Below are 26800 nucleotides of genomic sequence, written 5' to 3'. Positions count from 1 at the left end.
TACCCCCCATCAATCCATGAAGCCCTGAAGCTTCAATTCGATGGACCGCGGGTTCTCGCCCTCGGCAATCGACAGGATGCCTTCGAGCAGCATTTCCCGGTAACGGGACTGGCGCATGGCAATGGATTTGAGCTTGCTGGCAATCGGTAGCAGCAACAGGTTGGCACTGGCCACGCCATAGATGGTGGCGACGAACGCCACAGCGATGCCGCTGCCCAATTGCGAAGGGTCGGCCAGGTTGCCCATCACGTGGATCAAGCCCATGACCGCACCGATGATGCCGATGGTCGGCGCGTAGCCGCCCATGCTTTCAAAGACTTTGGCCGCGTTGATATCACGGCTTTCCTGGGTGTAGAAGTCCACTTCAAGGATGCTGCGGATGGCTTCCGGCTCCGCGCCGTCGACCAGCAGTTGCAGGCCTTTGCGCGCGTAGCTGTCGGGCTCGGCATCGGCCACGCCTTCAAGGCCCAGCAAGCCTTCCTTGCGCGCGGTAAGGCTCCAGTTGACCACGCGGTCGATGCCGCCGGCCAAATCCACGCGCGGCGGGAAAATGATCCACACCAGGATCTGCATCGCCCGCTTGAACGAGCTCAGGGGCGATTGCAACAGCGCCGCGCCGACGGTGCCGCCGATCACGATCAACGCTGCCGGGCCGTTGGCCAGGGCGCCAAGATGGCCGCCTTCCAGGTAGTTGCCGCCAATAATGGCGACAAACGCCAGAAGAATCCCAACCAGGCTCAACACATCCATCAGTGACAGGCCTCCACCAGATGCTTGCCGATGTCATCCAGGCTGTAGACCGCGTCGGCCAGGTCGGCCTTGACGATGGCCATGGGCATGCCATAGATCACGCAGCTGGCTTCATCCTGGGCCCAGATCGAGCTGCCGCCCTGCTTGAGCAGGCGTGCGCCTTCGCGACCGTCGGCGCCCATGCCGGTGAGGACCACCGCCAGAACTTTGTCGCCGTAGGACTTGGCCGCCGAACCGAAGGTGATATCCACGCACGGCTTGTAGTTCAGACGCTCGTCACCCGGCAGGATTTTCACCGCGCCGCGACCGTCGACCATCATTTGCTTGCCACCTGGGGCCAGCAACGCCAGGCCCGGACGCAGGATGTCGCCGTCTTCGGCTTCCTTGACGCTGATGCGACACAGCTTGTCCAGGCGCTCGGCAAAGGCCTTGGTGAATGCGGCGGGCATGTGCTGGATGAGCACGATGGGCGCGGGGAAGTTGGCCGGCAACTGGGTCAAGACCCGCTGCAAGGCCACCGGGCCGCCGGTGGAGGTCCCGATCGCCACCAGTTTGTAGGCCTTGCGCTTGGGCGCAGGCGAGGCCGGACTCGGCGCCGCTGTACGCGCCGGGGCCACGGCAGGCCTTGCCACCGGGGCTGGGGCCGGGCGCCCGAAACTGCTGCTGGTCGGTGCCGGCGCCGCTACCGGGGCGGGAGCCACCGGCGCGCGGAAGCTGCTGCGGTTGCTGCGCGAGATGCTGTGCACCTTCTCGCAGAGCATCTGCTTGACCTTTTCCGGGTTGCGCGAGATGTCTTCGAAATTCTTCGGCAGGAAGTCCACGGCGCCAGCGTCCAGCGCGTCGAGGGTCACCCGGGCGCCTTCGTGGGTCAGCGACGAGAACATCAAGACCGGGGTCGGGCAACGCTGCATGATGTGGCGCACGGCGGTGATGCCATCCATCATCGGCATCTCGTAGTCCATGGTGATCACGTCCGGCTTCAATGCCAGGGCCTGATCAATCGCCTCTTTGCCGTTGGTGGCCGTTCCGACCACCTGGATGTTGGAATCCGCTGAAAGAATTTCCGAGACGCGGCGGCGGAAGAAACCCGAATCGTCCACCACCAGAACCTTGACTACCATAACCACTCCGTTAGGCCGGGCGAGGGACAACCGCCCTGCCCGGGCCGAATCAAATACGCCGTGCGGCGTAACGCTTGAGCATGCTCGGAACATCGAGAATCAGCGCGATCCGACCGTCACCGGTAATGGTCGCACCCGACATGCCTGGCGTTCCTTGCAGCATCTTGCCCAATGGCTTGATGACCACTTCTTCCTGGCCAACCAGTTGATCGACGACAAAGCCGATACGCTGGGTGCCCACGGACAGGATCACCACGTGGCCTTCGCGCTGCTCTTCATGAGCGGCGGACGCCACCAGCCAACGCTTGAGGTAGAACAGCGGCAGGGCCTTGTCCCGCACAATCACCACTTCCTGGCCATCGACCACATTGGTGCGCGACAGGTCGAGGTGGAAGATTTCGTTGACGTTGACCAGCGGGAAGGCGAACGCCTGGTTGCCCAGCATCACCATCAGGGTCGGCATGATCGCCAGGGTCAACGGCACCTTGATGACGATCTTCGAGCCCTGGCCCTTGGTCGAGTAGATATTGATCGAGCCGTTGAGCTGGCTGATCTTGGTCTTCACCACGTCCATGCCCACGCCACGGCCGGACACGTCGGAAATCTCGGTCTTGGTCGAGAAGCCCGGGGCAAAAATCAGGTTGTAGCACTCAGTGTCGGTGAGGCGGTCGGCGGCGTCCTTGTCCATGACGCCGCGCTTGACCGCGATACCGCGCAGGATATTGGAGTCCATGCCTTTGCCGTCATCGGTGATCGACAGCAGGATATGGTCGCCTTCCTGTTCGGCGGCCAGGATCACTTTGCCCAGGCGCGGCTTGCCGCTGGCTTCGCGCTCTTCGGGGGTTTCCACACCGTGGTCGACCGCGTTGCGCACCAAGTGGACCAGCGGGTCGGCCAGGGCCTCGACAAGGTTTTTGTCGAGGTCGGTTTCTTCGCCCACCAGTTCCAGGGCGATCTCTTTCTTCAACTGCCGGGCCAAGTCACGGACCAGGCGCGGGAAGCGCCCGAAAACCTTCTTGATCGGCTGCATGCGCGTCTTCATCACCGCGGTCTGCAGGTCGGCAGTGACCACGTCGAGGTTCGACACGGCCTTTTGCATGGCTTCGTCGCCGCTGTTCAGGCCCAGGCGCACCAGGCGGTTACGCACCAGCACCAGTTCGCCGACCATGTTCATGATGTCGTCCAGGCGCGCGGTATCGACCCGCACGGTGGTTTCGGCTTCACTGGCCGGGGCTTTCTCGGCAGCTGCCGGCGCGCGGGCTGGCGCCGGGGCGGCGGCACGGGCCGCAGCCGGTGCAGCAGCCTTGGCGGCAGCGGGTGCCGGCTTGGCCACCGCTGCGGTGGCGGTCGCGGTGGCTGCGGCGCCAGGCGCTACTTCGGAGAACTTGCCCTTGCCGTGCAATTCGTCGAGCAGGGATTCAAATTCATGGTCGGTGATCAGGCCATCCGCCGCCGGTGCCGCAGCAGCAGGCGTGGCAGCGGCAGGTGCAACCGCCGCAGCGACTGCCGGCAGGGCATCGGCGGCAAACGAGCCTTTGCCGTGCAACTGATCCAGCAGTGCTTCAAATTCGTCGTCGGTAATGTCGGTGCTGGCCGCTGGCGCTGCCGGCTCCACAGGCGCCGGTGTGGCTGCCACGGCGTCCGGGGCGAACTGGCCCTTGCCGTGCAACTGGTCGAGCAATGACTCGAACTCGGCGTCGGTGATGTCTTCGCTGGTCGGCACCATGGCCGGCGCAGCCGCTGCCGGTGCTTGTGCCTCGGCCTTGACGGCATTGAGGGAGTCCAGCAGTTGTTCGAATTCGCTGTCGGTAACGTCGGGTTCAGCCACCGGCTCAGGCGCCGCCTCAACCACCGGGGCGGCAGATACAGCGGCAGGCTCTGCCAGGCGCGCCAGGGCGGCCAGCAGTTCCGGGGTGGCAGCCGTAATCGGTGCGCGTTCGCGCACTTCATTGAACATGCCGTTGACCGCGTCCAAGGCTTCGAGGATCACGTCCATCAATTCCGAATCAACGTGACGCTCACCCTTGCGCAGGATGTCGAACACGTTTTCGGCGATGTGGCAGCACTCCACCAGCTCATGGAGCTGGAGGAAGCCGGCGCCCCCTTTTACAGTGTGAAAACCGCGAAAAATTGCATTGAGCAGGTTCGCATCATCCGGTCGGCTTTCCAGCTCGACCAGTTGCTCGGACAACTGCTCTAGAATTTCGCCGGCCTCTACAAGGAAATCCTGAAGGATTTCTTCATCGGCGCCGAAGCTCATATTGCGTGCTCCTTAGAAGCCTAAACTGGACAGCAAATCGTCTACGTCATCTTGACCTGACATAACGTCTTCACGTTTATCGGCATGAATCTGCGGACCTTCACCCTTGGCGAGGTGTTTTTGTGGATCTTTTTCCGAGAGGATCGCTTCGCGGTCGTGTTCGATGCCGGCAAAACGGTCGACCTGACCGGCCATCAGCACCAGTTTGAGCAGGTTGCTTTCCACTTCGGTGACCAGCAGGGTTACGCGCTTGATCACCTGGCCGGTCAGGTCCTGGTAGTCCTGGGCCAGCAGGATGTCATTGAGGTTGCTGGAAACCGTGCGGTTTTCCTGCTCGCTGCGTGACAGGAAACCCTCGACCCGGCGCGCCAGCTCGCGAAATTCTTCAGCACCCACTTCGCGCCGCATGAAGCGCCCCCAGTCAGCGCTCAACGCCTTGGCCTCATTGGCCATGCCGTTCACCAGGGGCGTGGCGTTTTCCACCAGGTCCATGGTGCGATTGGCTGCCGCCTCAGTCAGCCTGACCACGTAGGACAGGCGTTCGGTGGCATCGGTGATCTGCGAGATTTCCTCGGCCTGGGGCATGTGCGGGTCGATCTGGAAATTGACGATCGCACTGTGCAACTCACGGGTGAGCTTGCCCACTTCCTGATACAGGCCGCGGTCGCGGGTCTGGTTGAGCTCATGGATCAACTGCACTGCGTCGCCGAACTGGCCTTTTTCCAGGCTTTCGACGAGTTGGTGAGCATGTTTTTTCAGGGTCGACTCAAAGTCGGCCTGCGATGATTCTTTATGCTCCATAGCTCCCCCGTGGCAGCATCAATGACCGATGCGTTCGAAGATTTTTTCAATCTTCTCTTTCAAGGCCAGTGCAGTGAATGGCTTGACCACGTAGCCGTTGACCCCGGCCTGGGCGGCTTCGATGATCTGTTCACGCTTGGCTTCAGCGGTCACCATCAGCACAGGCAGGCTGCGCAGCTTTTCATCAGCGCGCACATGGCGCAGCAGATCGATACCGGTCATGCCAGGCATGTTCCAGTCGGTTACCAGAAAGTCGATGCTCCCGCTGTTGAGGATCGGAATCGCCGTAATGCCGTCATCCGCCTCGACCGTGTTAGTGAACCCAAGGTCACGCAACAGGTTTTTTATGATCCGCCGCATCGTTGAGAAGTCATCAACGATGAGGATTTTCATGTTCTTGTCCAATTCGACCTCCAAGCAGTCTTAAACGCGTCCAGCACCTGGGCGCGCCATATCATTCAACAGGCATTACACAAAAAGGACTGCTGGGGCACATCACGGGCCGCTCCCGCCGGGCTTGCGCCGTGGCGGTTATCGTTCGCACTGTCCCCACACTGCCTGTCAGCGCGCTCGCCACTCTCCCAAACGCCCCCGCAAGCGGGCCGCGCATTGGCTATGTAGCTGGCTGACCCGCGATTCGCTGACCCCCAGGACCTCACCGATTTCCTTGAGGTTCAGCTCTTCGTCGTAGTACAGCGCCAACACCAGCCGCTCACGTTCCGGCAGATTGGCAATCGCCTCTGCCAGGGCGCCCTGGAAGCGTTCATCTTCCAGGTCGCGTGAAGGCTCCTGGTGAGCGCTCGCGCCATCCTCGTGCAGCCCTTCATGTTCGCCGTCCTGCAGCAGGTCGTCGAAACTGAACAGGCGGCTGCCCAAGGTATCGTTCAAAATCCCGTAGTAATCGTCGAGACTCAATTGGAGTTCGGCCGCAACTTCGTGATCTTTAGCGTCGCGACCGGTTTTTGCTTCAATTGAGCGAATTGCGTCACTCACCATCCGGGTATTGCGGTGGACCGAACGCGGCGCCCAATCACCTTTACGCACTTCATCGAGCATCGCGCCACGGATACGGATACCCGCATACGTCTCGAAACTCGCACCCTTGCTCGCGTCGTACTTGGTCGACACTTCGAGCAGGCCGATCATCCCCGCCTGGATCAGGTCTTCGACCTGGACACTGGCGGGCAGGCGTGCCAGCAGGTGGTAGGCAATGCGCTTGACCAGGGGCGCATAGCGCTCGATCAATTCGCCCTGGCTGTCACGCGCTGATTTTTTGTAAAGGTTGTAGCCGCTGGCTGTCATAGCACCGGTCCCGCACTCGTCTGATGCACCAATCGCTCGACGAAAAACTCCAGATGCCCCCGGGGATTGGCGGGCAGTGGCCAGGTATCGACCTTCTGAGCAATTGCCTTGAACGCCAACGCGCATTTCGAACGAGGGAACGCTTCATAGACTGCACGCTGCTTTTGCACAGCCTTGCGCACACACTCGTCATAGGGAACTGCGCCGACGTATTGTAAGGCGACATCGAGGAAGCGATCCGTGACCTTGGTCAACTTGGCGAACAGGTTGCGCCCTTCTTGCGGGCTCTGGGCCATGTTGGCAAGCACGCGGAAGCGGTTCATGCCGTAGTCGCGGTTGAGCAGTTTGATCAGGGCGTAGGCGTCGGTGATCGAGGTGGGTTCGTCGCAGACCACCAGCAATACTTCTTGCGCGGCGCGCACGAAGCTGACCACGGACTCGCCGATCCCGGCGGCAGTGTCGATCACCAGCACGTCGAGGTTGTCGCCGATATCACTGAAGGCCTGGATCAGGCCGGCGTGCTGCGCCGGGCTCAGATGCACCATGCTCTGGGTGCCGGAGGCGGCCGGGACGATCCGAATCCCCCCAGGCCCCTGCAACAGCACGTCGCGCAGCTCACAGCGGCCTTCAATGACATCGGCCAGGGTATGTTTGGGCGTCAGTCCCAGCAGAACGTCAACGTTCGCCAGGCCCAGGTCGGCATCCAGCAGCATGACGCGGCGGCCAAGCTCTGCCAGGGCCAGGGACAAATTCACTGACACGTTAGTTTTCCCGACGCCACCTTTGCCGCCGGTCACCGCGATCACCTGTACGGGATGCATGCTGCCCATGTTCTTTCTTTACCTTGTCTTGCTTAGCCGCAGGCTACATAGGGTGGCCGCGGTAGCAGACCATCGATGTAGGTACATTGCACTGTGTTGCATGTTGCCGTTCAGCCGACCCGCTTGGCTGGGTTGTGATAGAGGTCGGCGAACATATCCGCCATCGCCTCTTCACTGGGTTCGTCCTGCATTTGCACACTGACCGCGCGGCTGACCAACTGATGACGGCGCGGCAGATGCAAGTCATCCGGGATCCGCGGCCCGTCGGTCAGGTAGGCGACCGGTAATTCATGGCTGATGGCAAGGCTCAACACTTCGCCCAGGCTTGCGGTTTCATCCAGCTTAGTCAGGATGCAACCGGCCAGCCCACAACGTTTGTAGCTGTGGTACGCAGCAGTCAGAACCTGTTTCTGGCTGGTTGTTGCAAGTACCAGGTAATTTTTCGACTTGATCCCGCGCCCGGCCAGGCTTTCCAGTTGCATGCGCAATGCCGGGTCGCTGGCTTGCAGGCCAGCGGTATCGATCAGCACCACGCGCTTGCGCAGCAGCGGGTCGAGGGCGTTGGCCAGGGACTGGCCCGGGTCGACGTGGGTCACCGGCACATTGAGGATCCGGCCCAGGGTCTTGAGCTGTTCCTGGGCACCGATGCGGTAGCTGTCCATGCTCACCAGCGCAATGTTATGGGCGCCGTACTTGAGGACATAACGGGCGGCCAGCTTGGCCAGGGTGGTGGTCTTGCCCATGCCGGCAGGGCCGACCATGGCAATCACGCCACCTTCTTCAAGGGGTTCGATTTCCGGGGTCTGGATCATGCGCGCCAGGTGCGCCAGCAACATGCGCCAGGCCTGGCGAGGCTCTTCTATGCCGGTGGTCAATTCCAGCAAGTCGCGCGACAACGGGCCGGACAGGCCGATGCGTTGCAGGCGGCGCCAGAGGTTGGCCTGTTGCGGCTTGCTGCCTTGCAACTGGTTCCAGGCCAGCGAGCCCAACTGCACTTCCAGCAGTTCACGCAGGCCATTGAGTTCAAAACGCATCGAGTCGAACACGCGCTGGTCGACCGCAGCGGCCGGTGCTGGCGCGGCGGGACGTGGCGGCTCGACAAAAGTCGGTTCGACGAGTGGCTCGGCCGCCGTCAGCGGCAGGCCGGCAAACAATTGGCGATTGGTGGTCGCATCGCTGTCGCCACGCATGCTCAGCTCGGCCTGGGCCGAGACAATACGCGAGGCGGTCTTGCGCAACTCGTCTTCGAGTTCCATGTTCGGCACGCGCGGCGCCAAGGCCTGGGGTTTGTAATCCAGGGCAGCCGTCAGCTCGACACCGCCGGCAATGCGACGGTTACCGATAATAGCCGCGTCGGCGCCCAGTTCATCACGAACCAGCTTCATGGCCTGACGCATATCGGCGGCGAAAAAACGCTTTACTTGCATAACCCACTACCTCAGCCGTTGGGCCCTACTGTCGCGACGATAGTCACTTGCTTATTGTCAGGAATTTCCTGGTAAGCCAAAACGTGCAAATTCGGTACTGCCAGGCGTCCAAACCGCGACAACATCGCCCGGACGGGGCCTGCCACCAGCAGAATCACCGGTTGGCCCTGCATTTCCTGGCGCTGTGCGGCGTCAATCAACGAACGCTGCAGCTTTTCAGCCATGCTTGGCTCCAGCAGGACGCCCTCTTCCTGGCCCTGCCCTGCCTTCTGGATACTATTGAGCAATATTTGTTCCAACCTTGGTTCCAAGGTGATCACAGGCAGCTCAGAGTCAAGCCCTACAATGCTTTGGACGATAGCGCGCGACAAACCGACGCGCACCGCAGCCACCAGCGCGGCAGTATCTTGACTCTTGGCGGCATTGTTGGCGATAGCCTCGGCAATGCTGCGAATGTCCCGCACCGGCACCTGTTCGGCCAACAGCGCTTGCAGCACCTTGAGCAGTTGCGACAGCGACAACACCCCCGGCACCAGCTCCTCGGCCAGCTTTGGCGAGGCCTTGGCCAGCAATTGCATGAGTTGCTGGACTTCTTCGTGGCCAATCAGCTCGTGGGAGTGCTTGTACAGAATCTGGTTGAGGTGGGTCGCCACCACCGTGCTGGCATCGACCACCGTATAGCCCAGGGACTGCGCCTGGCTGCGCTGGCTGACTTCGATCCACACCGCGTCCAGGCCAAAAGCCGGATCTTTGGCGGTTATGCCGCTGAGGGTGCCGAAGACCTGGCCGGGGTTGATCGCCAGTTCGCGGTCGGGGTAGATCTCGGCTTCGGCCAGGGTCACGCCCATCAGCGTCAGGCGGTAGGCACTGGGGGCCAGGTCGAGGTTGTCGCGGATATGTACGGTGGGCATCAAAAAGCCCAGGTCCTGGGACAGCTTCTTGCGCACGCCCTTGATCCGCGCCAGCAACTGGCCGCCCTGGTTGCGGTCCACCAGGGGGATCAGGCGGTAGCCGACTTCCAGGCCGATCATGTCGATGGGGGTCACGTCATCCCAGCCCAACTCCTTGGTTTCCTGGGCGCGGGCCGGCGACGGCAGCAGGTCTTGCTGGCGCTCCACCTCTTTCAAGGCCTGGACCTTGATGGTGTTCTGCTTTTTCCAGAACAGGTACGCCCCGCCGGCGGCCAGCGCGGCCATGGTCAGGAACGAGAAATGCGGCATGCCCGGCACAATGCCCATGATCGCCATGATGCCGGCCGCCACGGCCAGGGCCTTGGGTGAGGCGAACATCTGGCGGTTGATCTGCTTGCCCATGTCTTCGGAGCCGGACGCACGGGTGACCATGATCGCCGCCGCTGTCGATAACAACAGTGATGGCAATTGCGCCACCAAACCGTCACCAATGGTCAACAGGGCGTAAACCTTGCCCGCATCGCCAAAGGTCATGCCGTGCTGGAAGATACCGACCGCCATGCCGCCGATCAGGTTGATAAACAGGATCAGCAGGCCGGCGATGGCGTCGCCCCGCACGAACTTGCTGGCACCGTCCATGGAGCCATAGAACTCGGCTTCCTGGGCCACTTCCGAGCGGCGGGCCTTGGCCTGGTTCTGGTCGATCAGGCCGGCGTTGAGGTCGGCGTCGATCGCCATTTGCTTGCCGGGCATGGCGTCGAGGGTAAAACGCGCACTGACCTCGGAAATCCGCCCGGCGCCCTTGGTCACCACCACGAAGTTGATGATCATCAGGATCGCAAACACCACGATACCGACCACGTAGTTACCGCCGATCACCACCTCGCCGAAGGCCTGGATCACCTTGCCGGCGGCGGCGTGGCCGTCCTGGCCGTGCAGCATCACCACCCGCGTGGAGGCCACGTTAAGGGCCAGGCGCAGCAGCGTGGCAACCAGCAAAATGGTGGGGAAGACCGCAAAGTCCAAAGGCCGCAGCGCGTACACGCAAACCAGCAGCACGACGATAGACAGGGCAATGTTGAAGGTGAAGAACACGTCCAGCAGGAACGGCGGCATCGGCAACATCATCATTGCCAGCATGACCAACAGCAACAACGGCACACCCAGATTGCCTCGCGAGAGGTCCGTCAGAGTGCCACGGGCTGTGTTGAACATATTAGAGCGATCCACCGGTATTCCTCGTCACCTTGAAGCAAACTTTTGACGCCGAGAGGCGTCCTGAAGGCGGTATTGCAAGAAGCCTTCCAACTTTTGCTTCAGGGACGAGATCGTTCCCACGCAGGAGCGTGGGAACGATCATCAGAGTGGACGCACGTTTGATGCCTGCTTGCCTTTCGGACCCTCTACAACTTCATATTCCACCTTCTGGCCCTCCGCCAGCGACTTGAAGCCGTTGCTTTGAATGCTCGAGAAGTGCACAAACAGGTCCTCTCCTCCGGCGTCTTGCGTGATGAATCCAAAGCCCTTTGAATCGGTAAACCACTTCACCGTACCCGTTGCCATTGCCCTTCTCCCAAATCAGTGCCTGTTCCCGGTCTATCAAAGCGCGCTGCACGGGGGCTGACTACTGTCAAAGTTGACAGGTCGGAAGGGAGTTGGACGAACGGTAAGCACCTGTTCCGACGCCATCGCGGGCCAGCCCGGCTCCCACATTGGAATGCGATCAAATGTGGGAGCCGGGCTGGCCCGCGATGACGTCGAAAGAGGCAGCAGAAGACTCAAGAATCGCGCCGCAAATCCGGCGGAATCGGCAAGTCCTTGAGCGGATCCGGGCGTTTGCCCTTGCCCGCGCGGTATTGGCGAATCTGGTAGACATAGGCCAGCACCTGGGCCACCGCCAGGTACAACCCGGCCGGGATCTCGTGATCGAGATCGGTGGAATAGAAGATCGAACGCGCCAGCGCCGGCGATTCCAACAGCAGGATGTCGTTGGCCTGGGCGATTTCGCGGATTTTCAAGGCAGTGAAGTCGCTACCCTTGGCCAGCAACAGCGGCGCGCCGCCCTTCTCGGCGTCGTATTTGAGCGCCACGGCGTAGTGGGTCGGGTTGGTGATGACCACATCGGCATCCGGCACCGAAGCCATCATCTTGCGCTGGGACATGTCGCGTTGCAGTTGGCGGATACGCTGCTTCACTTCCGGCCGACCTTCCTGGTCCTTGTGCTCGTCGCGTACTTCCTGCTTGGTCATCAGCAGTTTCTTGTGGCTTTCCCACAGCTGGATCGGCGCATCCACTGCGGCAATCAGGATCAGGCCGCAGGCCATCCACAATGCGCTCCAGCCCACCAACTGCACGCTGTGGATGATCGCCAGCTCCAGCGGTTCATGGGCGATGCGCAGCAAGTCGTCGATATCTGACTTCAACACCACCAGCGCCACGAACAGGATGATAAAAAATTTCGCCAGGGCCTTGAGCAGCTCTACCACAGCCTTGGCGGAGAACATGCGCTTGATCCCCGCACCGGGGTTCATCCGACTGAATTTAGGCGCCAGGCTGCCGGCCGCAAACAGCCAGCCACCCAGGGAAATCGGCCCGATGATCGCCGCCAGGAGCAAGGTGATCAGCACCGGCTGCGCAGCGAGGATCGCGATCTTGCCCGAGTGCAGCAGGTAGATGCCCATGGCGCGCGGGTCCAGCAGCACATCCCGGGGCAGGGAGAAGTTGTGCTTCATGATCTCCATCAAGTCCTGGGCCAGCCCGCCGCCGTAAATCAGCAGGCCACCGGCACCGGCGAGCATCACCGCCAGGGTGTTGAGCTCTTTGGAGCGGGCAATCTCGCCCTTTTCCCGGGAGTCCTTTTTACGTTTCTCCGTGGGGTCTTCTGTCTTGTCCTGACCACTCTCGCTCTCGGCCATGGCTTAGCGCGCCCGTGCCAGATCACGTAAGAACTGCAAGGCGTCACTGGCCAGCGGTTGATACTGATTGAGAATGTCGGCCAGGCCGATCCAGAAAATCCCCAGGCCCAACACCAGGGTCAGCGGGAAACCAATGGCGAAGATATTCAACTGCGGCGCGGCGCGGGTCATCACGCCGAAGGCAATGTTGACCACCAGCAACGCGGTGATCGCCGGCAGTACCAGCAGCAACGCCGCGCCCAGCACCCAACTGAGGCGGCCGACCACTTCCCAGAAGTGATTGACGATCAGCCCCTCGCCCACCGGCAAGGTGGTGAAGCTTTCGGTGAGAATCTCAAACGCCACCAGATGGCCGTTCATGGCCAAAAACAGCAAGGTCACCAGCATGGTCAGGAACTGCCCGATCACCGCCACCGACACGCCGTTGGTGGGGTCGACCATGGACGCGAAGCCCATGCCCATCTGGATCGAGACGATTTGCCCGGCAATCACGAAGGCCTGGAAGAACAGGGTCAGGGAGAAGCCCATCAAGGCACCGATCAGGATCTGTTCGGCAATCAGCAGCAGCGCACTGAGGTCCAGGGCGTTGACCGGCGGCATCGCCGGCAGCGTCGGCACGATGACCACGGTAATCGCCACCGTGAAAAACAGCCGTACGCGCTTGGGCACCAGGGTCGTGCCGATCACCGGCATGGTCATCAGCAACGCGCCCACACGAAACAGCGGCAGGATGAACGCGGCCACCCAGGTGCTGATCTGGGTGTCGGTCAATGCCAGCAAGGACTGCATCAGGTCAGCCGATCAACTGCGGAATACTGCCGTACAGCTGCAGGATGTATTCCATGAAGGTCTGCACCAGCCAGGGGCCGGCCACGATCAGCGTGACCAGCATCACCAGCAAGCGCGGGAGGAAGCTCAGGGTCTGTTCGTTGATCTGCGTGGCAGCCTGGAACATCGCCACCAGCAAACCCACCAACAGGCTGGGCACCACCAGCACGGCGACCATCAGGGTGGTCAGCCACAATGCTTCACGAAACAGGTCGACGGCGACTTCCGGGGTCATGGCGCTATACCCCTCCGAAACTGCCGGCCAGGGTGCCGATAATCAGCGCCCAACCGTCCACCAGGACAAACAGCATGATCTTGAACGGCAACGAAATGATCAGCGGCGACAGCATCATCATACCCATGGCCATCAGCACACTGGCCACCACCAGGTCGATGATCAGGAACGGGATAAAGATCATGAACCCGATCTGGAACGCGGTCTTGAGCTCCGAGGTGACGAACGCCGGCACCAGGATCGTCAGCGGCGCCTGGTCCGGGCTGGCGATATCGGTGCGCTTGGACAGGCGTACAAACAGTTCCAGGTCACTGGAACGGGTCTGCGACAGCATAAAATCCTTGATCGGGCCCTGGGCCTTTTCCACCGCATCCTGGGCGGTCATTTTCTCCGCCAGGTAGGGTTGCAGGGCTTGCTGGTTCACCTTGTCGAACACCGGCGCCATGATAAACAGCGTCAGAAACAGCGCCATGCCGGTAAGGATCTGGTTCGACGGGGTCTGCTGCAGGCCCAGGGCCTGGCGCAGAATCGAGAACACGATAATGATCCGGGTGAAGCTGGTCATCAGCATGACGAACGCCGGGATAAAGCTCAGCGCGGTCATGATCAGCAGGATCTGCAGACTGACCGAATACTCCTGGGCCCCGGCCGCGTTAGTGCCCAGGGTGATCGCCGGGATCGACAACGGGTCGGCACCGAACGCCAGGGGCGCGGCCAGCAACAGCATGAGCGCCAATAGAACGCGCATTACTTCTTATCCTTCTGGTCCTTGCCCATCAGCTCCATCAGGCGCTGGGCGAACTCCGGTGTGGCGGCCTCGGTCTGGGCCACGCTCACCGGATGCTTGAGCACGTGCAACGGGGTAATCCGGCCAGGGGTGAGGCCGAGCAGGATCTGTTCCTCGCCCACCTGCACCAGCACCAGGCGATCACGCGGCCCCAGGGCCCGCGACCCCACCAGCTCAATGACCTGGGCATGGCCCGGGCCAATGCGCTGTACCCGGCGCAACAACCAGGCGAGGGCAAAGATCAATCCCACCACCAGCAACAGGCCGAGCACCAACTGAGTCAGCTGCCCAGTTACGCTGCCGCCGCCGGCCGGCGCGGCGACCTGGGCCACCGGTTCAGCCGCGAAGACGCCCAGCGGCAGCGCCCACAACAGTCCCAGCAAGCGGCGACTCATCTCAGCGCAGCTTCTTGATACGTTCGCTGGGGCTGATCACGTCAGTCAGGCGGATGCCGAACTTCTCGTTGACCACCACCACTTCGCCATGGGCGATCAGCGTGCCGTTGACCAGCACATCCAGCGGCTCGCCAGCCAGGCGATCAAGCTCGATCACCGAACCCTGGTTGAGTTGCAACAGGTTGCGGATGTTGATTTCGGTGCTGCCCACTTCCATGGAAATCGACACCGGGATATCGAGGATCACGTCCAGGTTGGGCCCATCGAGCGATACGGGCTCATGGTTCTTCGGCACGCTGCCAAACTCTTCCATGGGCAGGCGGTTACCCACCGGCGCAGTGGCGGCGTCGGCCGCCAGCAAGGCGTCGATATCGTCCTGGCCTGCATCGCCGGTCTCTTCCAGGGCAGCCGCCCATTCGTCAGCCAGGGCCTGGTCTTCGGCGGAAGTGTTTTCGTGTTCGGTAGCCATTACATGTCCTCGGCGCAGCAAAAATCATCAATTAGGGGATGCATCAGCGACGGTTGATCGGCTCAACCACTTGCAACGCCAGGTTCCCTTTGTGGGAGCCGAGCTTGACCTTGAACGACGGCACGCCATTGGCGCGCATGATCAATTCGTCCGGCAGTTCGACGGGAATCACATCCCCCGGCTGCATGTGCAAAATATCGCGCAGGCGCAACTGGCGGCGCGCCACGGTGGCACTCAGCGGCACATCGACATCCAGCAAGTCTTCGCGCAGGGCCTTGACCCAGCGTTCGTCCTGGTCGTCGAGGTCGGACTGGAAGCCGGCGTCGAGCATCTCGCGCACCGGCTCGATCATCGAGTACGGCATGGTCACGTGCAGGTCACCGCCGCCGCCATCGAGTTCGATATGGAAGGTGGAGACCACAATGGCTTCGCTGGGCCCGACGATGTTGGCCATGGCCGGGTTCACTTCCGAGTTGATGTACTCGAAATTGACTTCCATGATCGCCTGCCAGGCTTCCTTCAAGTCGATAAAGGCCTGCTCCAGCACCATGCGCACGACGCGCAACTCGGTGGGGGTGAACTCGCGGCCTTCGATCTTGGCGTGACGGCCGTCGCCGCCGAAGAAGTTGTCCACCAGCTTGAACACCAACTTGGCGTCGAGGATGAACAAGGCGGTGCCGCGCAACGGCTTGATCTTGACCAGGTTCAGGCTGGTAGGCACGTACAGCGAATGCACGTACTCGCCAAACTTCATCACCTGCACGCCGCCCACCGCCACGTCCGCCGAGCGGCGCAGCATGTTGAACATGCTGATCCGGGTGTAGCGGGCAAAACGCTCGTTGATCATCTCCAGGGTCGGCATGCGTCCACGGACGATGCGATCCTGGCTGGTCAGGTCATAACTTTTGACGCTGCCGGGCTCGGCAGCCATTTCGGTCTGTACCAGACCATCGTCGACACCATGCAACAGGGCGTCGATTTCATCCTGGGACAGCAGGTCTTGCACGGCCATGTCGTGATCCTACTGCAATACGAAATTAGTGAAGAGCGCCTGCTCGACCACGACTTTGCCCAGTTCTTTCTGGGCCACTTCCTGCACGCTGGCCGTGACTTTCTGGCGCAGCATTTCCTGGCCCACGGGGGTGGCCAGGCTATCGAAACTCTGCCCGGAGAACAGCATCACCAGGTTGTTGCGGATCACCGGCATATGCACCTTGAGCGCATCGAGGTCCGCCTGGTTGCGCGCCAGCAGGGAAATACTCACCTGCAGGTAGCGCTGGCGACCGTTCTGGTTGTAGTTGGCGACAAAGGCCGGGAGCATCTGCTCGAAAATTGCCGGTTGCTTGACGTTGCTGGCAGTCTCGGCCGCAGGTACCGGCTTGCTCTGGGCACTGTGCATAAAGTACCAGGTAGCCCCCACCGACACGCCGATGGCCAGTAACAAGGCCACGACAATCAGCAGGATCATCTTGAGCTTGCCCTTGCCTGCTGCAGGTGCTGTTGCTGCGTCGTCACTCTTCGCCATGCCAATAATCCGTCACTATTCGGGGTTTCATAGATCCACGGGAAGGCAAGAGCAAGTGTTATGCCAGAGTTGTCTGCGGTGAGGGGGAACGCGTCAATGTAGGAGCTGGCTTGCCTGCGATAGCGGTGTATCAGGCGCGAACTATGTCGCTGACACACCGCTATCGCAGGCAAGCCAGCTCCCACATTTTGATCGGCGCCAGTTTCAGGTCAGGCGTAGTAGTCCACGGCGCTGGAGCCGATGACGGACTGGGCTATCGGTGCCGCCACTTCGGTGACTTCGCCAGCCAGGCCCGTATCATGCCCGTCGCTGTGTCCGCCACTGCCGCTGACACCCCGCGCCTGGTTCTGCTGTTGTTCCTGGCCCTGGCCCTGCCAGCCACGGGACTGGTCGGACACGTTCACGTCGACCTGGCCCATGCCCTGCTGGGCGAACATCTCCCGCAGGCGCCCGGACTGGCTTTCCAGGGCCTCGCGCACGGCGGCATGGCCGCTCATGAAGTTCACCTGGGCCTGCTGATCGGCCGTCATGTTCACGCGGATATCCAGGCGCCCCAGCTCGGCAGGCTGCAATTGGATATCGGCAGACTTGAGGTTGGCGCTGGACAGGTACATGACCCGGTTCACCACTTCCTCGGTCCAGCCGCCCTGGTGCATGGCCAGTGGCTGGTTATTCAGTGGCAAGGCGTTGGCGGTCTTGGGCGTGGCAGCCTGGGTCAGGGCGGCCAGGCGATTGGCGAAGTCATCGACGCGGGTGTCGCTGCTCGCGCCCTTCAAGTCCTTGAGGCCGTCTTCGAGCAGGCCGCTAAAGGCCTTTTCGCCACCCTGGTCGGTGCTGTCCTTGGCCGCCTGCTGGTCGACCATGGCCGCCAGGCCGTTGCTGAAGTTCTGCGCGGCGGTAGGTTCGGCCTGGGTTGGCAGGTTCTTTTGCGTAGCCTGGCTGCTGGCGGACACATGACCGCCCTGCTCCATCGCCAGGCGCACAGCCGGCAATGAGTCCAGCGGGTCGGCTTCCGGGTCGAAGGCAGGTGCAACTTCTTCAGTGACCGGCGGCGTGGTCAGCAGCGGCGTGGCGACTTCCTCCACCACGGCGGTCTGAACCGCTACCGGTGCGGGTGTCACGGCCGCGATCAAGGCCGGATCGACCACCCCATCGACCGCTGGCGGCTGGGCTTGCGCCAGGTCCTTGTCGGTATTTTTATCGTCATCGCTGCTGGCTGGCGCGTCCGCCTTGGCGGGCGGCGTGGCAGGCAAAGTCTTGCCGCTATCGGCAACGGCTGGAGTGCCAGCGGCAGGCTTGTCGTTGCCGACATCCTTCTTCGCGCTGGTGTCGGTCGGCTTGTCGCGGCTGGGCTTGGGCGCCATATCCACAGCCTTGGCGGGTGGCGCCTTGGACTCCTTGGCGAACACCTGTGCAAAGCCTGGCGCTTTGGCCCGCGTGTCCGCGGCCGTTGCCTGCGCATTGGCGGGGGAAGCCTGCGGCTTGACCGCGGGAGCGGCCTGCAGGAGCGAGTTGGGGGCTAGAGGCATAAGTCAGGTCTCCGCTGCGCAGGGTCGAGGGCGCAGGCAGAAGATAGAGAGCAAAAGTCGGGCCAGCTTTTCCAACCAGCCCCGCCAACCCTAGAAGCGCTGGCGCTCCGACTCGTACAGCGGCTTGACCAACGCGAACTCGTGATCAATCTGGTCGACCAGATTGCCCAGGTCGCTAATCTCATTCTTGGCCGACTCGACCTCCAGGCGCTGGCACAGGCGCGCCAGGCGCACCGCACCGAGGTTGCCGCTGCTGCCTTTGAAGCTGTGGGCTATGCGCCCCAGCGCCTTGGCGTCATCGCGGGCCTTGCGCAAGGCTTCGACACGTTTTTGCGAGTCATCGAGGAAGGTGTCGAGCAAATGGGGATAGTCGCCCTCCATCACTTCCTGCAAACCCACCAACACTTCACGGTCCATATGTTTGTGCGTCACTTGTTCGCTCCTTGATCAAGAATCGGCGGATTATGCCAGAGCCACCCAGCAAAACTCCACGCACACACTGCGCCCGCCATCCGCCCAGCGTACATTGCTGCTCAGTTGCCGCACCAGGCTCAGCCCGCGCCCGGACAGGCGGTCGACATCCAGCGGTCGCGCCAGGACTTTTTCCACATCAAAGCCCGGGCCGCTGTCTTCGATACGCAGGCTCAGGCTCCCGCCCGCCTCGGTCGGCACCACGTCCAGGTGCACACGCACGTAGCCACTGCTCAACTGGTCGAGCCGCTCGTTGCGCTGGCGATAATAGCGGGCAAAGCCTTGCACATCGCGCTTGAGCTGGGAGTCCAGGCCCAGCACACCATGTTCCAGGGCATTGGAGTACAGCTCGGCCATCACGCTGTACAGCGCCCCGCTCTGGCCGCGCAGGCCGTGGATTTCCAGGAGTAACTGCAACAGGTACGGCAACGGGTTGTAACGCTTGAGGGTCTCGGCCCGAAACTCGAAACTCACCGACCAGTCCAGCGGGCACGACTGCCCGCTGTCGGTGTACAGCAGGGTCGCCGGGTACAGGGGCTGCTCGGCCAGCAAACGGATCTCGACCATGCTGATATCGTCCCGCACCTGGCCACGGAACGCGGCCAGCGCCTGCTCGATCTCGACAAACAGGCGCTCGGGCTCGCGGTTGGCAGAAAACACCTGCTGCAAACGCTCCACCCCAAACAATTGCTCGTTGGCATCAGCGGTATCGATCACGCCATCAGACAGCAGGAACACCCGGTCGCCCAAGGCCATCGGCCAGACCTCGGTGCGGTCATCAAAGGCCTCGGGGGCCAGCACGCCCAGCGGCAAATGCCGCGACACCAGCGGCGTTCGGCGCCCCGTGGCCACGTCATGCACATAGCCATCGGGCATGCCGCCGTTCCACACCTCCACCACCCGCCGCTGCACACTGAGGCACAGCAGCGTGGCGCAGCAGAACATGTCCACCGGCAGGATGCGCTTAAGCTTGGCGTTCATCTCCCGCAGGGTCTGCGCCAGGCCATAGCCCTTGGCGGTCATGCCATAGAACACCTCGGCCAGGGGCATCGCGCCGACGGCGGCCGGCAAGCCATGGCCGGTGAAATCGCCCAGCAACACATGCATATCGCCCGACGGCGTGTAGGCCGCCAGCAGCAGGTCGCCATTGAACAGCGCATAGGGCGATTGCAGGTAACGGATGTTGCGCGCGGCATTCAGGCAGCCGGAGTGGGCGACCTTGTCGAACACCGCCTTGGCCACCCGCTGCTCATGCAGCAGGTAGTCATGGTGCCGGGCGATCTGGTCGCGCTGCTCAAGTACGGTGGCCTGCAACCGGCGCAGGCGGTCCATGGCATTGATCTTCGCCGCCAGGATGATCCGGTTGTAGGGCTTGGCCAGGAAGTCATCGCCGCCGGCATCCAGGCAGCGTGCCAGGGCTTCACTCTCACGCAGGGACGTGAGGAAGATGATCGGCACCAGCGCCTCGCCGGCCAACTGCTTGATCTGCCGGGCCGCCTCGAAGCCATCCATCACCGGCATCAAGGCATCCATCAACACCAACTGCGGGCGCTCGCGGGCAAATACCTGCACCGCTTGTGCGCCGTCACTGGCGGTGAGCACTTGATGGCCCTGGCCGCGCACGATGGTCGAGAGCAACAAAAGATCGGTAGCGCTGTCTTCAGCGATCAGCACGGTCAGGGTTTCGGGAGCCTGGACGCTCAACTGATAGCAAACAGTTTGTCGAAGTTGGAGATCGCGAGGATCTTGCGCACGTCAGAGTTGCTGTTGATCACACGCACATCTGCCGCGTTACCCGCATGATCGCGCAGCAACAGGAGCATGCCCAGGGCCGAACTGTCGAGATAGGTGGCCTCTTTCAAGTCCACGATGTAGGTCTGGGGGACCTTGTAGAACCGCTCATAGGCATCACGAAAGGCCTGGTGACTGCCGAAATCGAACCGGCCCTTGATTGCGATCGTCAACTCCTTCCCATCCAGGGACACTTCTGACGCGACTGACATACGACTGCTTCCTTGTCGTGGGTAGGTGCAACAAGGTTTAGCAGGTGATCGCAGAGTGGGCAACAAACGCAATCAAATGGGCGGCGCGCTTGGGTGGTGCGGGCTTGGCCTGATGCTGATCAGTCAAGCGAACGCAATGCTCAACGCAGTGAAGATCAAATGTGTGTGGCTTGCCTGCGGTGGCGGTGGATCAGGTGCCAGAAGTAGTGACTGGACTGCCGCTATCGCGGGCAAGCCCGCTCCCACAGGGGATCTCACTGGGGAAGAGAATGTTGGCACCACCACAGATCAAGTGTGGGAGCGGGCTTGACTGACGGGCATTAGGGCAAGCCCTGGATAGCGGTTTATCAGAAACAAATGAGCGACTGATCCACCGCTAGCGCAGCATGAGCCTCTACACAACTCCTTGATGGTTCCTGGGGTTGTGTAAATACTCATAGCTATCGCAATTTTTGCCTGCCGGCGTGGCTAGTATTGATCCTGACGCGGCAGGCGCTGGGACAGTTCATCGAGCAGCTTTTGCTCGCGCTTGTCCTCCAGCGCCCGTGCTTCGTCGATGTAGCGCTGCACCAGCTTGCGCAGGCCTTCGACCCGGGCGTAGGCCTGTTGCCAGCCTTCGCGGGCCTTGTCCAGGTTGTTCTGGTGCCAGGCCAGGCTCTGGCGCTGCTGGCCGACGGCGCTTTCCAGCTGGTTGAGAAAGTGCTGGTAGTTCATCAGCCACTGCCCGGAAACCCCCTTGCTGCCGCGATCGATCCACTGCTGCTGGTATTCGCCCCGAAAGCGCTCCAGGTCGCCCAGCTTGCTCTCGGCCAGGCGTACCTGGCCCTGGAAATGCCCCAGGCGCTGGGCGGCGGTGCGTTCGGCGCTTTCGGCCATCTCCACCACGGGAGCAAGGCGCGCGGCGCGACTGGTTGCCATGGCCGATTAACCGCCAGGCGCAGGCGCGAACACCGAGGCCAGGTGCGCTTCGCTTTCGGCCATGCTGATGTTGTCGTTCAGGCCCTGGCGCAGGTAGGTCACCAACTGCGGTTGCAGGGCAATCGCCAGGTCGGTCTCGCGGTCGCCGCCGGCCACATAGGCGCCGACGCTGATCAGGTCGCGACTCTGCTGGTAGCGCGACCACAACTGCTTGAACTGCTGGGCGCGGGTCATATGCTCGGCGCTGACCACCGACGGCATGACCCGGCTGATGGAGGCCTCGATATCGATGGCCGGGTAATGCCCTTCCTCAGCCAGGCGCCGCGACAGCACGATGTGCCCGTCGAGCACGCCCCGCGCCGAGTCGGCAATCGGGTCCTGCTGGTCATCGCCTTCGGACAACACGGTGTAGAACGCCGTGATCGAGCCGCCACCGGCCTCGGCATTCCCCGCCCGCTCCACCAGCTTGGGCAGCTTGGCGAACACGGACGGCGGATAACCCTTGGTCGCCGGCGGCTCGCCAATGGCCAGGGCGATTTCCCGCTGGGCCTGGGCGAAACGCGTGAGCGAGTCCATCAGCAACAGGACATTCTTGCCCTTGTCGCGAAAATATTCGGCAATCCGCGTGCAGTACATGGCCGCGCGCAGACGCATCAGCGGCGCGTCGTCCGCCGGGGACGCCACCACCACCGAGCGCTTGAGGCCTTCTTCACCGAGGATATGCTCGATGAACTCCTTCACCTCACGGCCCCGCTCGCCGATCAACCCGACCACGATGATGTCGGCCTCGGTAAAGCGCGTCATCATGCCCAGCAGCACACTCTTGCCCACGCCGGTACCGGCGAACAGGCCCAGGCGCTGGCCGCGACCGACCGTCAATAAACCGTTGATACAGCGAATGCCCACGTCCAGCGGCTGGCTGATGGGGTTGCGCTTGAGCGGGTTGATGGTCGGGCCGTCCATCGGCACCCAGTCTTCAGCCTTCATCCCGCCCTTGCCGTCCAGCGCACGGCCGGCGCCGTCGAGCACCCGCCCGAGCATGCTCATGCCCATCGGCAGGCGCCCGGTATCGGCCAGCGGCACGACCCGCGCGCCCGGCGCGATGCCGGCGAGGCTGCCGACGGGCATCAGGAAAATCTTGTTGCCGGAAAAGCCCATGACTTCCGCTTCCACCTGTACCGGGTGGTAACTGTCATCGTTGATCACCAGGCAGCGGCTGCCCATGGCGGCGCGCAGGCCTTCGGCTTCGAGGGTCAGGCCGACCATGCGCAGCAGGCGGCCTTCAAGGATCGGCTGGCCGGGCAACTCGGTGGCTTCGATATAACCGCCCAGGCGCTTGGCGAAGCTGGTGCGGTCAAGGCGCATCAGGCGCGTCCAGGTCGGTGCTCAGGTCGGGCGCCGCTGGGTGCAGGGCCTGTTCGTGCAACTGGTCGAACAGCTTGGCCATGATCTGCGTGATGCGCGTCTCGACCGTAGCATCGATCCGGCTGTGCTCGGTCTCGACCCGGCAACCACCGGGCTGCAACGCGGCATCCTCGACAATCCGCCAGGTTTCCTCATGGCGCTCGCGCAGGGCTTTGACCTGCTCGAAATCCTGCGGGTTGATGTACAGCCGCACGTTGCCGACGCCCAGGGGCAGCAGCTTGAGGGCTTCGCGCATCACGCTTTCAATCTGGCTGGAGTCCAGCGCCAGTTCACGCTGGATAACCTGGCGAGTGATGTGTTCCACCAGGCCCACCATGGCTTTTTCCAATTGCGAGTCCTGCTCGGCAATCGGCGCAAACAGGCTGCCCATCAGGCGCTCCAGGCTGGCCAGTTTCACACTGAGGGCCGCGTCAGCTTCCTGGCGGACCTTGAGGGTGGTGCTGTGGAAACCTTCTTTCTCGCCAGTGGCAAAGCCTTCGTTGTAAGCCTCCTGGCGGATGCTTTCGAGCTCTTCGAGGGTCAGTGGCTGGACTTCGTCCAGGGGCACTTCTTCCATTTCCACCGGCACTTCTTCCACCGGCTCAGGCTCGGGCTCAGGCTTGTGCGGGTCGAAGCTGGGCAGCGACCAGACGTCGAACCCGCCGACGTCCCGGGCGCGAATCAGATCGCTGGGCGTCTCATCATTGTTCGACATGCGCTGGGCCTTAGATCATTTCTTCGCCGCCCTTCCCGCCGAGAACGATTTCTCCGGCTTCGGCCATACGGCGGGCAATGGTGAGGATTTCTTTCTGCGCGGTTTCCACGTCGCTGACGCGCACCGGGCCCTTGGCTTCGAGGTCGTCGCGCAACAGTTCGGAGGCACGCTTGGACATGTTCTTGAAGATCTTTTCCTTGACGCCCTCGTCCGACCCCTTGAGGGCCAGCACCAGCACATCGGAGGACACTTCGCGCAGCAACGCCTGGATGCCACGGTCGTCGACATCGGACAGGTTGTTGAACACAAACATCAGGTCTTCGATCTGCACCGACAGGGTGTCGTCGATCTCGCGGATCGAGTCCATCAACTGGCCTTCCACCGAACTGTCGAGGAAGTTCATGATGTCGGCCGCGCGCTTGATACCACCCAGGGTGGTGCGGGCCGCGTTGGAGTTGCCGGAGAACTGCTTCTCCAGGATCGTGTTCAGTTCTTTCAAGGCCGCCGGTTGCACGGTGTTCAACGACGAGACGCGCAGGATGATGTCCAGGCGCACCTTGTGGTCGAAATGGCCGAGTACTTCGCCGGCCTGGTCCGGGTCCAGGTAAGCCACGACAATCGCCTGGATCTGCGGGTGCTCGTAACGGATCACGTCCGCCACCGCCCGCGGCTCCATCCACTTGAGGCTGTCCAGGCCACTGGTGTTGCCGCCCAGCAAGATGCGGTCGATCAGGCCGTTGGCCTTGTCTTCGCCCAAGGCCGAGGTGAGCATCTTGCGGATATAGCTGTCGGAGCCGACGCCCAGGCTGGTCTGGTCGCCGACGATCTCGACGAACTCGCTCATCACCTGCTCGACTTGCTCGCGGTGCACGTTGCGCATCTGCGCCATGGCTACGCCGACCCGTTGCACTTCCTTGGGGCCCATATGGCGCAGCACTTGGGCCGCGTCGGTCTCACCCAGGGACAGCAACAGCACGGCGGCTTTGTCGACCCGGGTCAGCTTGGCAACAGAGGCTCGATTATCACTCATCTGCGTTGATCCACTCTTTCACGACCTGGGCCACACGACCCGGATCTTCTGCCACCAGACTTTTGATTGCATTCAACTGCGCGTCATACCCTTCGCTCGGGCTTGGCAGCAGAATGCTCTGCGGCCCGCCGAGGCTGACGCGGTCGTTGGCCAGTTCGCCATCCAGGCCGCCCATGCCACCCAACTCGACATCGCCGAACGGCGCCAACTGCTTCTTGCCGTGGCCGGTGATGTTGTTGAGCACAGGGCGCAGCACGCCAAACACCAGCACCAGGATGAACAACACCCCCAGCACTTGCTTGACGATGTCCCAGAACCAGGGTTGAGAGTAGAACGGAATATCGGCGATCACCTCGCCGCGCTCCAGGGAGAACGGCATGTTGATCACGCTGACGCTGTCGCCACGGCTGGCATCGAAGCCCACGGCATCCTGCACCAGGCGGGTGAAGCGCGCCAATTCATCGGCGGTCCACGGCGCGCGGGTAGTTTCGCCGTTGGCGGCGTTGATCTTGACCTGGTCGTCCACCACCACCGACACCGACAGGCGGTTCAAGCGCCCCTGCTGTTGCTTGGTGTGGCTGATGGAGCGGTCCAGCTCGAAGTTCTTGGTGGACTGCTGACGCTTGTCGGCCGGGTATGGCGCGAGCATCGGCTGGCCGGTGGCCGGATCCATGATTTGCTGGCCGTTGGCGTCCAGCAGTGGCTGGCCCGGCTGCACGGCGCTGGCGGTCGCGGCGGCGCCACCGGTGGTTTGCGGGGCACTGGCCGGGGCTGGCGGCTGATTGCTCAGGGCGCCGGGTACTCCTTGCGGCGGACCATTGGCGGCGGTGCGCTGCTCGCTGGTCGATTGCTCGCTGCGCAGGGCCGGCTGGTCAGGGTTGAACTGCTCGGAAGTCGACTCGACGGCGCTGAAGTCCACGTCGGCAGACACTTCAGCCTTGTAGCGGTCGTTGCCCAGCACCGGTTGCAGGATGTTGTGCACACGCTGGGTGAGCATGCTTTCCATGCGGCGGCTGTAGTCGAACTGCTTGCCGGCCATGGTCAGCGCGGAGTTTTCCGCCTGGTCGGAGAGCAGGTTGCCCTTCTGGTCGACCACGGTGATCTGCGACTTGCTCAACTCAGGCACGCTGGTCGCCACCAGATTGACGATGGCCAGGACCTGGCCCGGCTCCAGGGAGCGCCCGGCAAACAGCTCGACCAATACCGAGGCGCTGGGCTTGCGCTCGTCGCGCACGAATACCGAGCTTTTCGGGATGGCCAGGTGCACACGGGCACCCTTGACGTTATTCAGGCTGGCGATGGTGCGCGCCAGTTCGCCTTCCAGGCCGCGACGGTAGCGGGTGGCTTCCATGAACTGGCTGGTACCCAGGCCCTGGTCTTTATCGAGAATCTCAAAGCCGATGTTGCCATCGGTCGGCGCCACACCCGCGCCGGCCAGCTTCAGGCGGGCACGGGCGACGTCGTCGGCCTTGACCAGCAAGGCGCCGGAGTTGGGTTCGATGGTGTAGGCGATATCGGAGGCGGCCAGGGTTTCCATGACCTGCTTGGCATCCATCCCCGCCAGGCTGCCATAAAGCGGCCGGTAATCGGGCTGCTGGGACCACAACACCACGGCAAAACCAATCGCCACGCTGGCAGCCAGGCCGACCATCAGGCCCACCTGACGCAACATGGTCATTTCGGAGAGGTTTTCCAGGAACGACAGGCCAAACAGCGGCGGCTTGCCGTCTGTCTTGGCGGGTACGTTATCCACGACTGCTTCTGCCATGACTTAAATCTCGTCCTTAAACCGGCATCTGCATGATGTCTTGATAAGCCTGAACCAGCTTGTTACGCACCTGGGTCAGAGCCTGGAAGGAAACGCTGGCTTTTTGCGAAGCGATCATCACGTCGGTGAGATCCACGCCGCTCTTGCCGATTTCAAAGGCCGTCGACAATTGAGTGGACGCCTGCTGGGTGTCGCTGACTTTGTTGATGGCTTGGCCGAGCATGTCGGCAAAGCTGCTTTGGCCCAATTCCGGCACTTGCGCGACGGATTTCGGCTGGGACATGGCGTCCATTTGCATGGAACGCATATCCAACATCAACCGATTGAACTCAACACCTTGGCTCATGAACTTCTCTCTCCGACGACCCGCAATTTTTTGACACTACGCAGCGGTTAGTACGGGTAGTAGCAACAA

At 62.1% G+C, this 26800-nt stretch carries 28 protein-coding genes; all 28 read right to left on the bottom strand.

What is annotated here, in order from left to right; translation table 11 throughout:
- Positions 1-9 precede the first annotated feature (9 nt).
- On the bottom strand, positions 10-750 hold the full coding sequence (locus tag HBO11_RS17800) for a flagellar motor protein (protein WP_029292570.1): 741 nt from the start codon (positions 748-750) through the stop codon (positions 10-12).
- The gene (locus HBO11_RS17795) at positions 750-1871 is read right to left on the bottom strand and encodes a chemotaxis response regulator protein-glutamate methylesterase (protein ID WP_169955948.1); all 1122 of its coding nucleotides are present in this window, start codon (positions 1869-1871) and stop codon (positions 750-752) included. Before HBO11_RS17795 ends, HBO11_RS17800 begins: the two co-directional genes overlap by 1 nt.
- Positions 1872-1920: 49 nt before the next feature.
- Complete coding sequence (locus HBO11_RS17790) at positions 1921-4131, bottom strand: chemotaxis protein CheA (RefSeq protein ID WP_169955947.1); 2211 nt, start codon at positions 4129-4131, stop codon at positions 1921-1923.
- A 12-nt stretch (positions 4132-4143) separates the two neighbouring features.
- Positions 4144-4932 carry a protein phosphatase CheZ gene (locus HBO11_RS17785; RefSeq protein WP_169955945.1) on the bottom strand — a complete coding sequence of 263 codons (789 nt, stop codon included), beginning with the start codon at positions 4930-4932 and terminating at the stop codon, positions 4144-4146.
- A gap of 18 nt (positions 4933-4950) precedes the next feature.
- The gene (locus HBO11_RS17780; RefSeq protein WP_005790040.1) at positions 4951-5325 is read right to left on the bottom strand and encodes a chemotaxis response regulator CheY; all 375 of its coding nucleotides are present in this window, start codon (positions 5323-5325) and stop codon (positions 4951-4953) included.
- A 168-nt stretch (positions 5326-5493) separates the two neighbouring features.
- Positions 5494-6234 carry an RNA polymerase sigma factor FliA gene (gene fliA / locus HBO11_RS17775; RefSeq protein WP_029292560.1) on the bottom strand — a complete coding sequence of 247 codons (741 nt, stop codon included), beginning with the start codon at positions 6232-6234 and terminating at the stop codon, positions 5494-5496.
- Positions 6231-7064 (bottom strand): flagellar synthesis regulator FleN, encoded by an 834-nt coding sequence (gene fleN / locus HBO11_RS17770; protein ID WP_003192912.1) that lies wholly within the window; start codon positions 7062-7064, stop codon positions 6231-6233. Before fleN ends, fliA begins: the two co-directional genes overlap by 4 nt.
- Positions 7065-7165: 101 nt before the next feature.
- Positions 7166-8482, bottom strand: a complete 1317-nt coding sequence (flhF, locus tag HBO11_RS17765; protein ID WP_029292553.1) for a flagellar biosynthesis protein FlhF — start codon at positions 8480-8482, stop codon at positions 7166-7168.
- A gap of 11 nt (positions 8483-8493) precedes the next feature.
- Positions 8494-10608, bottom strand: a complete 2115-nt coding sequence (gene flhA, locus HBO11_RS17760; RefSeq protein ID WP_169955943.1) for a flagellar biosynthesis protein FlhA — start codon at positions 10606-10608, stop codon at positions 8494-8496.
- 144 nt (positions 10609-10752) lie between these two features.
- The gene (locus HBO11_RS17755) at positions 10753-10956 is read right to left on the bottom strand and encodes a cold-shock protein (RefSeq protein ID WP_169955942.1); all 204 of its coding nucleotides are present in this window, start codon (positions 10954-10956) and stop codon (positions 10753-10755) included.
- Between the two features lie 215 nt (positions 10957-11171).
- Positions 11172-12308 (bottom strand): flagellar biosynthesis protein FlhB, encoded by a 1137-nt coding sequence (gene flhB / locus HBO11_RS17750; RefSeq protein ID WP_169955940.1) that lies wholly within the window; start codon positions 12306-12308, stop codon positions 11172-11174.
- A gap of 3 nt (positions 12309-12311) precedes the next feature.
- Positions 12312-13097 carry a flagellar biosynthetic protein FliR gene (gene fliR, locus HBO11_RS17745; RefSeq protein ID WP_038446990.1) on the bottom strand — a complete coding sequence of 262 codons (786 nt, stop codon included), beginning with the start codon at positions 13095-13097 and terminating at the stop codon, positions 12312-12314.
- 4 nt (positions 13098-13101) lie between these two features.
- Complete coding sequence (gene fliQ / locus HBO11_RS17740; protein WP_003192936.1) at positions 13102-13371, bottom strand: flagellar biosynthesis protein FliQ; 270 nt, start codon at positions 13369-13371, stop codon at positions 13102-13104.
- A gap of 4 nt (positions 13372-13375) precedes the next feature.
- Positions 13376-14119, bottom strand: a complete 744-nt coding sequence (gene fliP, locus HBO11_RS17735) for a flagellar type III secretion system pore protein FliP (RefSeq protein ID WP_057438812.1) — start codon at positions 14117-14119, stop codon at positions 13376-13378.
- Positions 14119-14553 carry a flagellar biosynthetic protein FliO gene (fliO, locus tag HBO11_RS17730; protein WP_169955938.1) on the bottom strand — a complete coding sequence of 145 codons (435 nt, stop codon included), beginning with the start codon at positions 14551-14553 and terminating at the stop codon, positions 14119-14121. The genes fliP and fliO overlap by 1 nt, the downstream gene beginning before the upstream one ends.
- A 1-nt stretch (position 14554) precedes the next feature.
- The gene (gene fliN / locus HBO11_RS17725; protein ID WP_029292534.1) at positions 14555-15022 is read right to left on the bottom strand and encodes a flagellar motor switch protein FliN; all 468 of its coding nucleotides are present in this window, start codon (positions 15020-15022) and stop codon (positions 14555-14557) included.
- A gap of 43 nt (positions 15023-15065) precedes the next feature.
- Entirely contained in the window at positions 15066-16034 is a 969-nt protein-coding gene (gene fliM, locus HBO11_RS17720) for a flagellar motor switch protein FliM (protein ID WP_029292532.1), read from the bottom strand.
- Positions 16035-16043: 9 nt separating this feature from the next.
- Positions 16044-16547: a flagellar basal body-associated protein FliL gene (fliL, locus tag HBO11_RS17715; RefSeq protein ID WP_169955936.1), complete on the bottom strand. Its 504-nt coding sequence runs from the start codon at positions 16545-16547 to the stop codon at positions 16044-16046.
- Between the two features lie 209 nt (positions 16548-16756).
- The gene (locus tag HBO11_RS17710; protein ID WP_169955934.1) at positions 16757-18076 is read right to left on the bottom strand and encodes a flagellar hook-length control protein FliK; all 1320 of its coding nucleotides are present in this window, start codon (positions 18074-18076) and stop codon (positions 16757-16759) included.
- A gap of 90 nt (positions 18077-18166) precedes the next feature.
- Complete coding sequence (locus HBO11_RS17705; protein WP_169955932.1) at positions 18167-18508, bottom strand: Hpt domain-containing protein; 342 nt, start codon at positions 18506-18508, stop codon at positions 18167-18169.
- Positions 18509-18538: 30 nt separating this feature from the next.
- Entirely contained in the window at positions 18539-20251 is a 1713-nt protein-coding gene (locus HBO11_RS17700) for a fused response regulator/phosphatase (RefSeq protein WP_169955930.1), read from the bottom strand.
- Positions 20248-20550, bottom strand: a complete 303-nt coding sequence (locus HBO11_RS17695) for an STAS domain-containing protein (RefSeq protein ID WP_169955928.1) — start codon at positions 20548-20550, stop codon at positions 20248-20250. The genes HBO11_RS17700 and HBO11_RS17695 overlap by 4 nt, the downstream gene beginning before the upstream one ends.
- Positions 20551-21018: 468 nt before the next feature.
- Complete coding sequence (gene fliJ / locus HBO11_RS17690; protein ID WP_057444567.1) at positions 21019-21468, bottom strand: flagellar export protein FliJ; 450 nt, start codon at positions 21466-21468, stop codon at positions 21019-21021.
- A gap of 6 nt (positions 21469-21474) precedes the next feature.
- Positions 21475-22833, bottom strand: coding sequence for a flagellar protein export ATPase FliI (gene fliI, locus HBO11_RS17685; protein ID WP_169955926.1), 1359 nt, complete (start codon positions 22831-22833; stop codon positions 21475-21477).
- Positions 22823-23587 carry a flagellar assembly protein FliH gene (gene fliH, locus HBO11_RS17680; RefSeq protein ID WP_169955925.1) on the bottom strand — a complete coding sequence of 255 codons (765 nt, stop codon included), beginning with the start codon at positions 23585-23587 and terminating at the stop codon, positions 22823-22825. The genes fliI and fliH overlap by 11 nt, the downstream gene beginning before the upstream one ends.
- A gap of 10 nt (positions 23588-23597) precedes the next feature.
- Positions 23598-24617 carry a flagellar motor switch protein FliG gene (gene fliG / locus HBO11_RS17675; RefSeq protein WP_029292514.1) on the bottom strand — a complete coding sequence of 340 codons (1020 nt, stop codon included), beginning with the start codon at positions 24615-24617 and terminating at the stop codon, positions 23598-23600.
- Positions 24610-26385, bottom strand: coding sequence for a flagellar basal-body MS-ring/collar protein FliF (gene fliF / locus HBO11_RS17670; protein WP_170042618.1), 1776 nt, complete (start codon positions 26383-26385; stop codon positions 24610-24612). The genes fliG and fliF overlap by 8 nt, the downstream gene beginning before the upstream one ends.
- A 16-nt stretch (positions 26386-26401) precedes the next feature.
- Complete coding sequence (gene fliE, locus HBO11_RS17665; RefSeq protein WP_169955921.1) at positions 26402-26731, bottom strand: flagellar hook-basal body complex protein FliE; 330 nt, start codon at positions 26729-26731, stop codon at positions 26402-26404.
- Positions 26732-26800 lie beyond the last annotated feature (69 nt).

The organism is Pseudomonas sp. WS 5010, assembly GCF_012985565.1.
Lineage (GTDB): Bacteria > Pseudomonadota > Gammaproteobacteria > Pseudomonadales > Pseudomonadaceae > Aquipseudomonas.
This window is presented reverse-complemented; position numbering and strand designations above follow the sequence as displayed.

What these genes read in the sequence shown, in the direction of transcription:
- HBO11_RS17795 (WP_169955948.1), bottom strand. Translation starts at nt 1,871, where the DNA reads ATGGTAGTCAAGGTTCTGGTGGTGGACGATTCGGGTTTCTTCCGCCGC.
- fliO (WP_169955938.1), bottom strand. Translation starts at nt 14,553, where the DNA reads ATGAGTCGCCGCTTGCTGGGACTGTTGTGGGCGCTGCCGCTGGGCGTC.
- flhB (WP_169955940.1), bottom strand. Translation starts at nt 12,308, where the DNA reads ATGGCCGAGAGCGAGAGTGGTCAGGACAAGACAGAAGACCCCACGGAG.
- HBO11_RS17780 (WP_005790040.1), bottom strand. Translation starts at nt 5,325, where the DNA reads ATGAAAATCCTCATCGTTGATGACTTCTCAACGATGCGGCGGATCATA.
- fliQ (WP_003192936.1), bottom strand. Translation starts at nt 13,371, where the DNA reads ATGACCCCGGAAGTCGCCGTCGACCTGTTTCGTGAAGCATTGTGGCTG.
- HBO11_RS17710 (WP_169955934.1), bottom strand. Translation starts at nt 18,076, where the DNA reads ATGCCTCTAGCCCCCAACTCGCTCCTGCAGGCCGCTCCCGCGGTCAAG.
- fliI (WP_169955926.1), bottom strand. Translation starts at nt 22,833, where the DNA reads ATGCGCCTTGACCGCACCAGCTTCGCCAAGCGCCTGGGCGGTTATATC.
- fliJ (WP_057444567.1), bottom strand. Translation starts at nt 21,468, where the DNA reads ATGGCAACCAGTCGCGCCGCGCGCCTTGCTCCCGTGGTGGAGATGGCC.
- flhF (WP_029292553.1), bottom strand. Translation starts at nt 8,482, where the DNA reads ATGCAAGTAAAGCGTTTTTTCGCCGCCGATATGCGTCAGGCCATGAAG.
- HBO11_RS17755 (WP_169955942.1), bottom strand. Translation starts at nt 10,956, where the DNA reads ATGGCAACGGGTACGGTGAAGTGGTTTACCGATTCAAAGGGCTTTGGA.
- HBO11_RS17695 (WP_169955928.1), bottom strand. Translation starts at nt 20,550, where the DNA reads ATGTCAGTCGCGTCAGAAGTGTCCCTGGATGGGAAGGAGTTGACGATC.
- flhA (WP_169955943.1), bottom strand. Translation starts at nt 10,608, where the DNA reads ATGTTCAACACAGCCCGTGGCACTCTGACGGACCTCTCGCGAGGCAAT.
- fliP (WP_057438812.1), bottom strand. Translation starts at nt 14,119, where the DNA reads ATGCGCGTTCTATTGGCGCTCATGCTGTTGCTGGCCGCGCCCCTGGCG.
- fliG (WP_029292514.1), bottom strand. Translation starts at nt 24,617, where the DNA reads ATGAGTGATAATCGAGCCTCTGTTGCCAAGCTGACCCGGGTCGACAAA.
- HBO11_RS17800 (WP_029292570.1), bottom strand. Translation starts at nt 750, where the DNA reads ATGGATGTGTTGAGCCTGGTTGGGATTCTTCTGGCGTTTGTCGCCATT.
- fliM (WP_029292532.1), bottom strand. Translation starts at nt 16,034, where the DNA reads ATGGCCGTGCAAGACCTGCTGTCCCAGGATGAAATCGACGCCCTGTTG.
- HBO11_RS17790 (WP_169955947.1), bottom strand. Translation starts at nt 4,131, where the DNA reads ATGAGCTTCGGCGCCGATGAAGAAATCCTTCAGGATTTCCTTGTAGAG.
- fliF (WP_170042618.1), bottom strand. Translation starts at nt 26,385, where the DNA reads ATGGCAGAAGCAGTCGTGGATAACGTACCCGCCAAGACAGACGGCAAG.
- fliH (WP_169955925.1), bottom strand. Translation starts at nt 23,587, where the DNA reads ATGTCGAACAATGATGAGACGCCCAGCGATCTGATTCGCGCCCGGGAC.
- fliE (WP_169955921.1), bottom strand. Translation starts at nt 26,731, where the DNA reads ATGAGCCAAGGTGTTGAGTTCAATCGGTTGATGTTGGATATGCGTTCC.
- fliR (WP_038446990.1), bottom strand. Translation starts at nt 13,097, where the DNA reads ATGCAGTCCTTGCTGGCATTGACCGACACCCAGATCAGCACCTGGGTG.
- HBO11_RS17785 (WP_169955945.1), bottom strand. Translation starts at nt 4,932, where the DNA reads ATGGAGCATAAAGAATCATCGCAGGCCGACTTTGAGTCGACCCTGAAA.
- fliN (WP_029292534.1), bottom strand. Translation starts at nt 15,022, where the DNA reads ATGGCTACCGAACACGAAAACACTTCCGCCGAAGACCAGGCCCTGGCT.
- fliL (WP_169955936.1), bottom strand. Translation starts at nt 16,547, where the DNA reads ATGGCGAAGAGTGACGACGCAGCAACAGCACCTGCAGCAGGCAAGGGC.
- fliA (WP_029292560.1), bottom strand. Translation starts at nt 6,234, where the DNA reads ATGACAGCCAGCGGCTACAACCTTTACAAAAAATCAGCGCGTGACAGC.
- fleN (WP_003192912.1), bottom strand. Translation starts at nt 7,064, where the DNA reads ATGGGCAGCATGCATCCCGTACAGGTGATCGCGGTGACCGGCGGCAAA.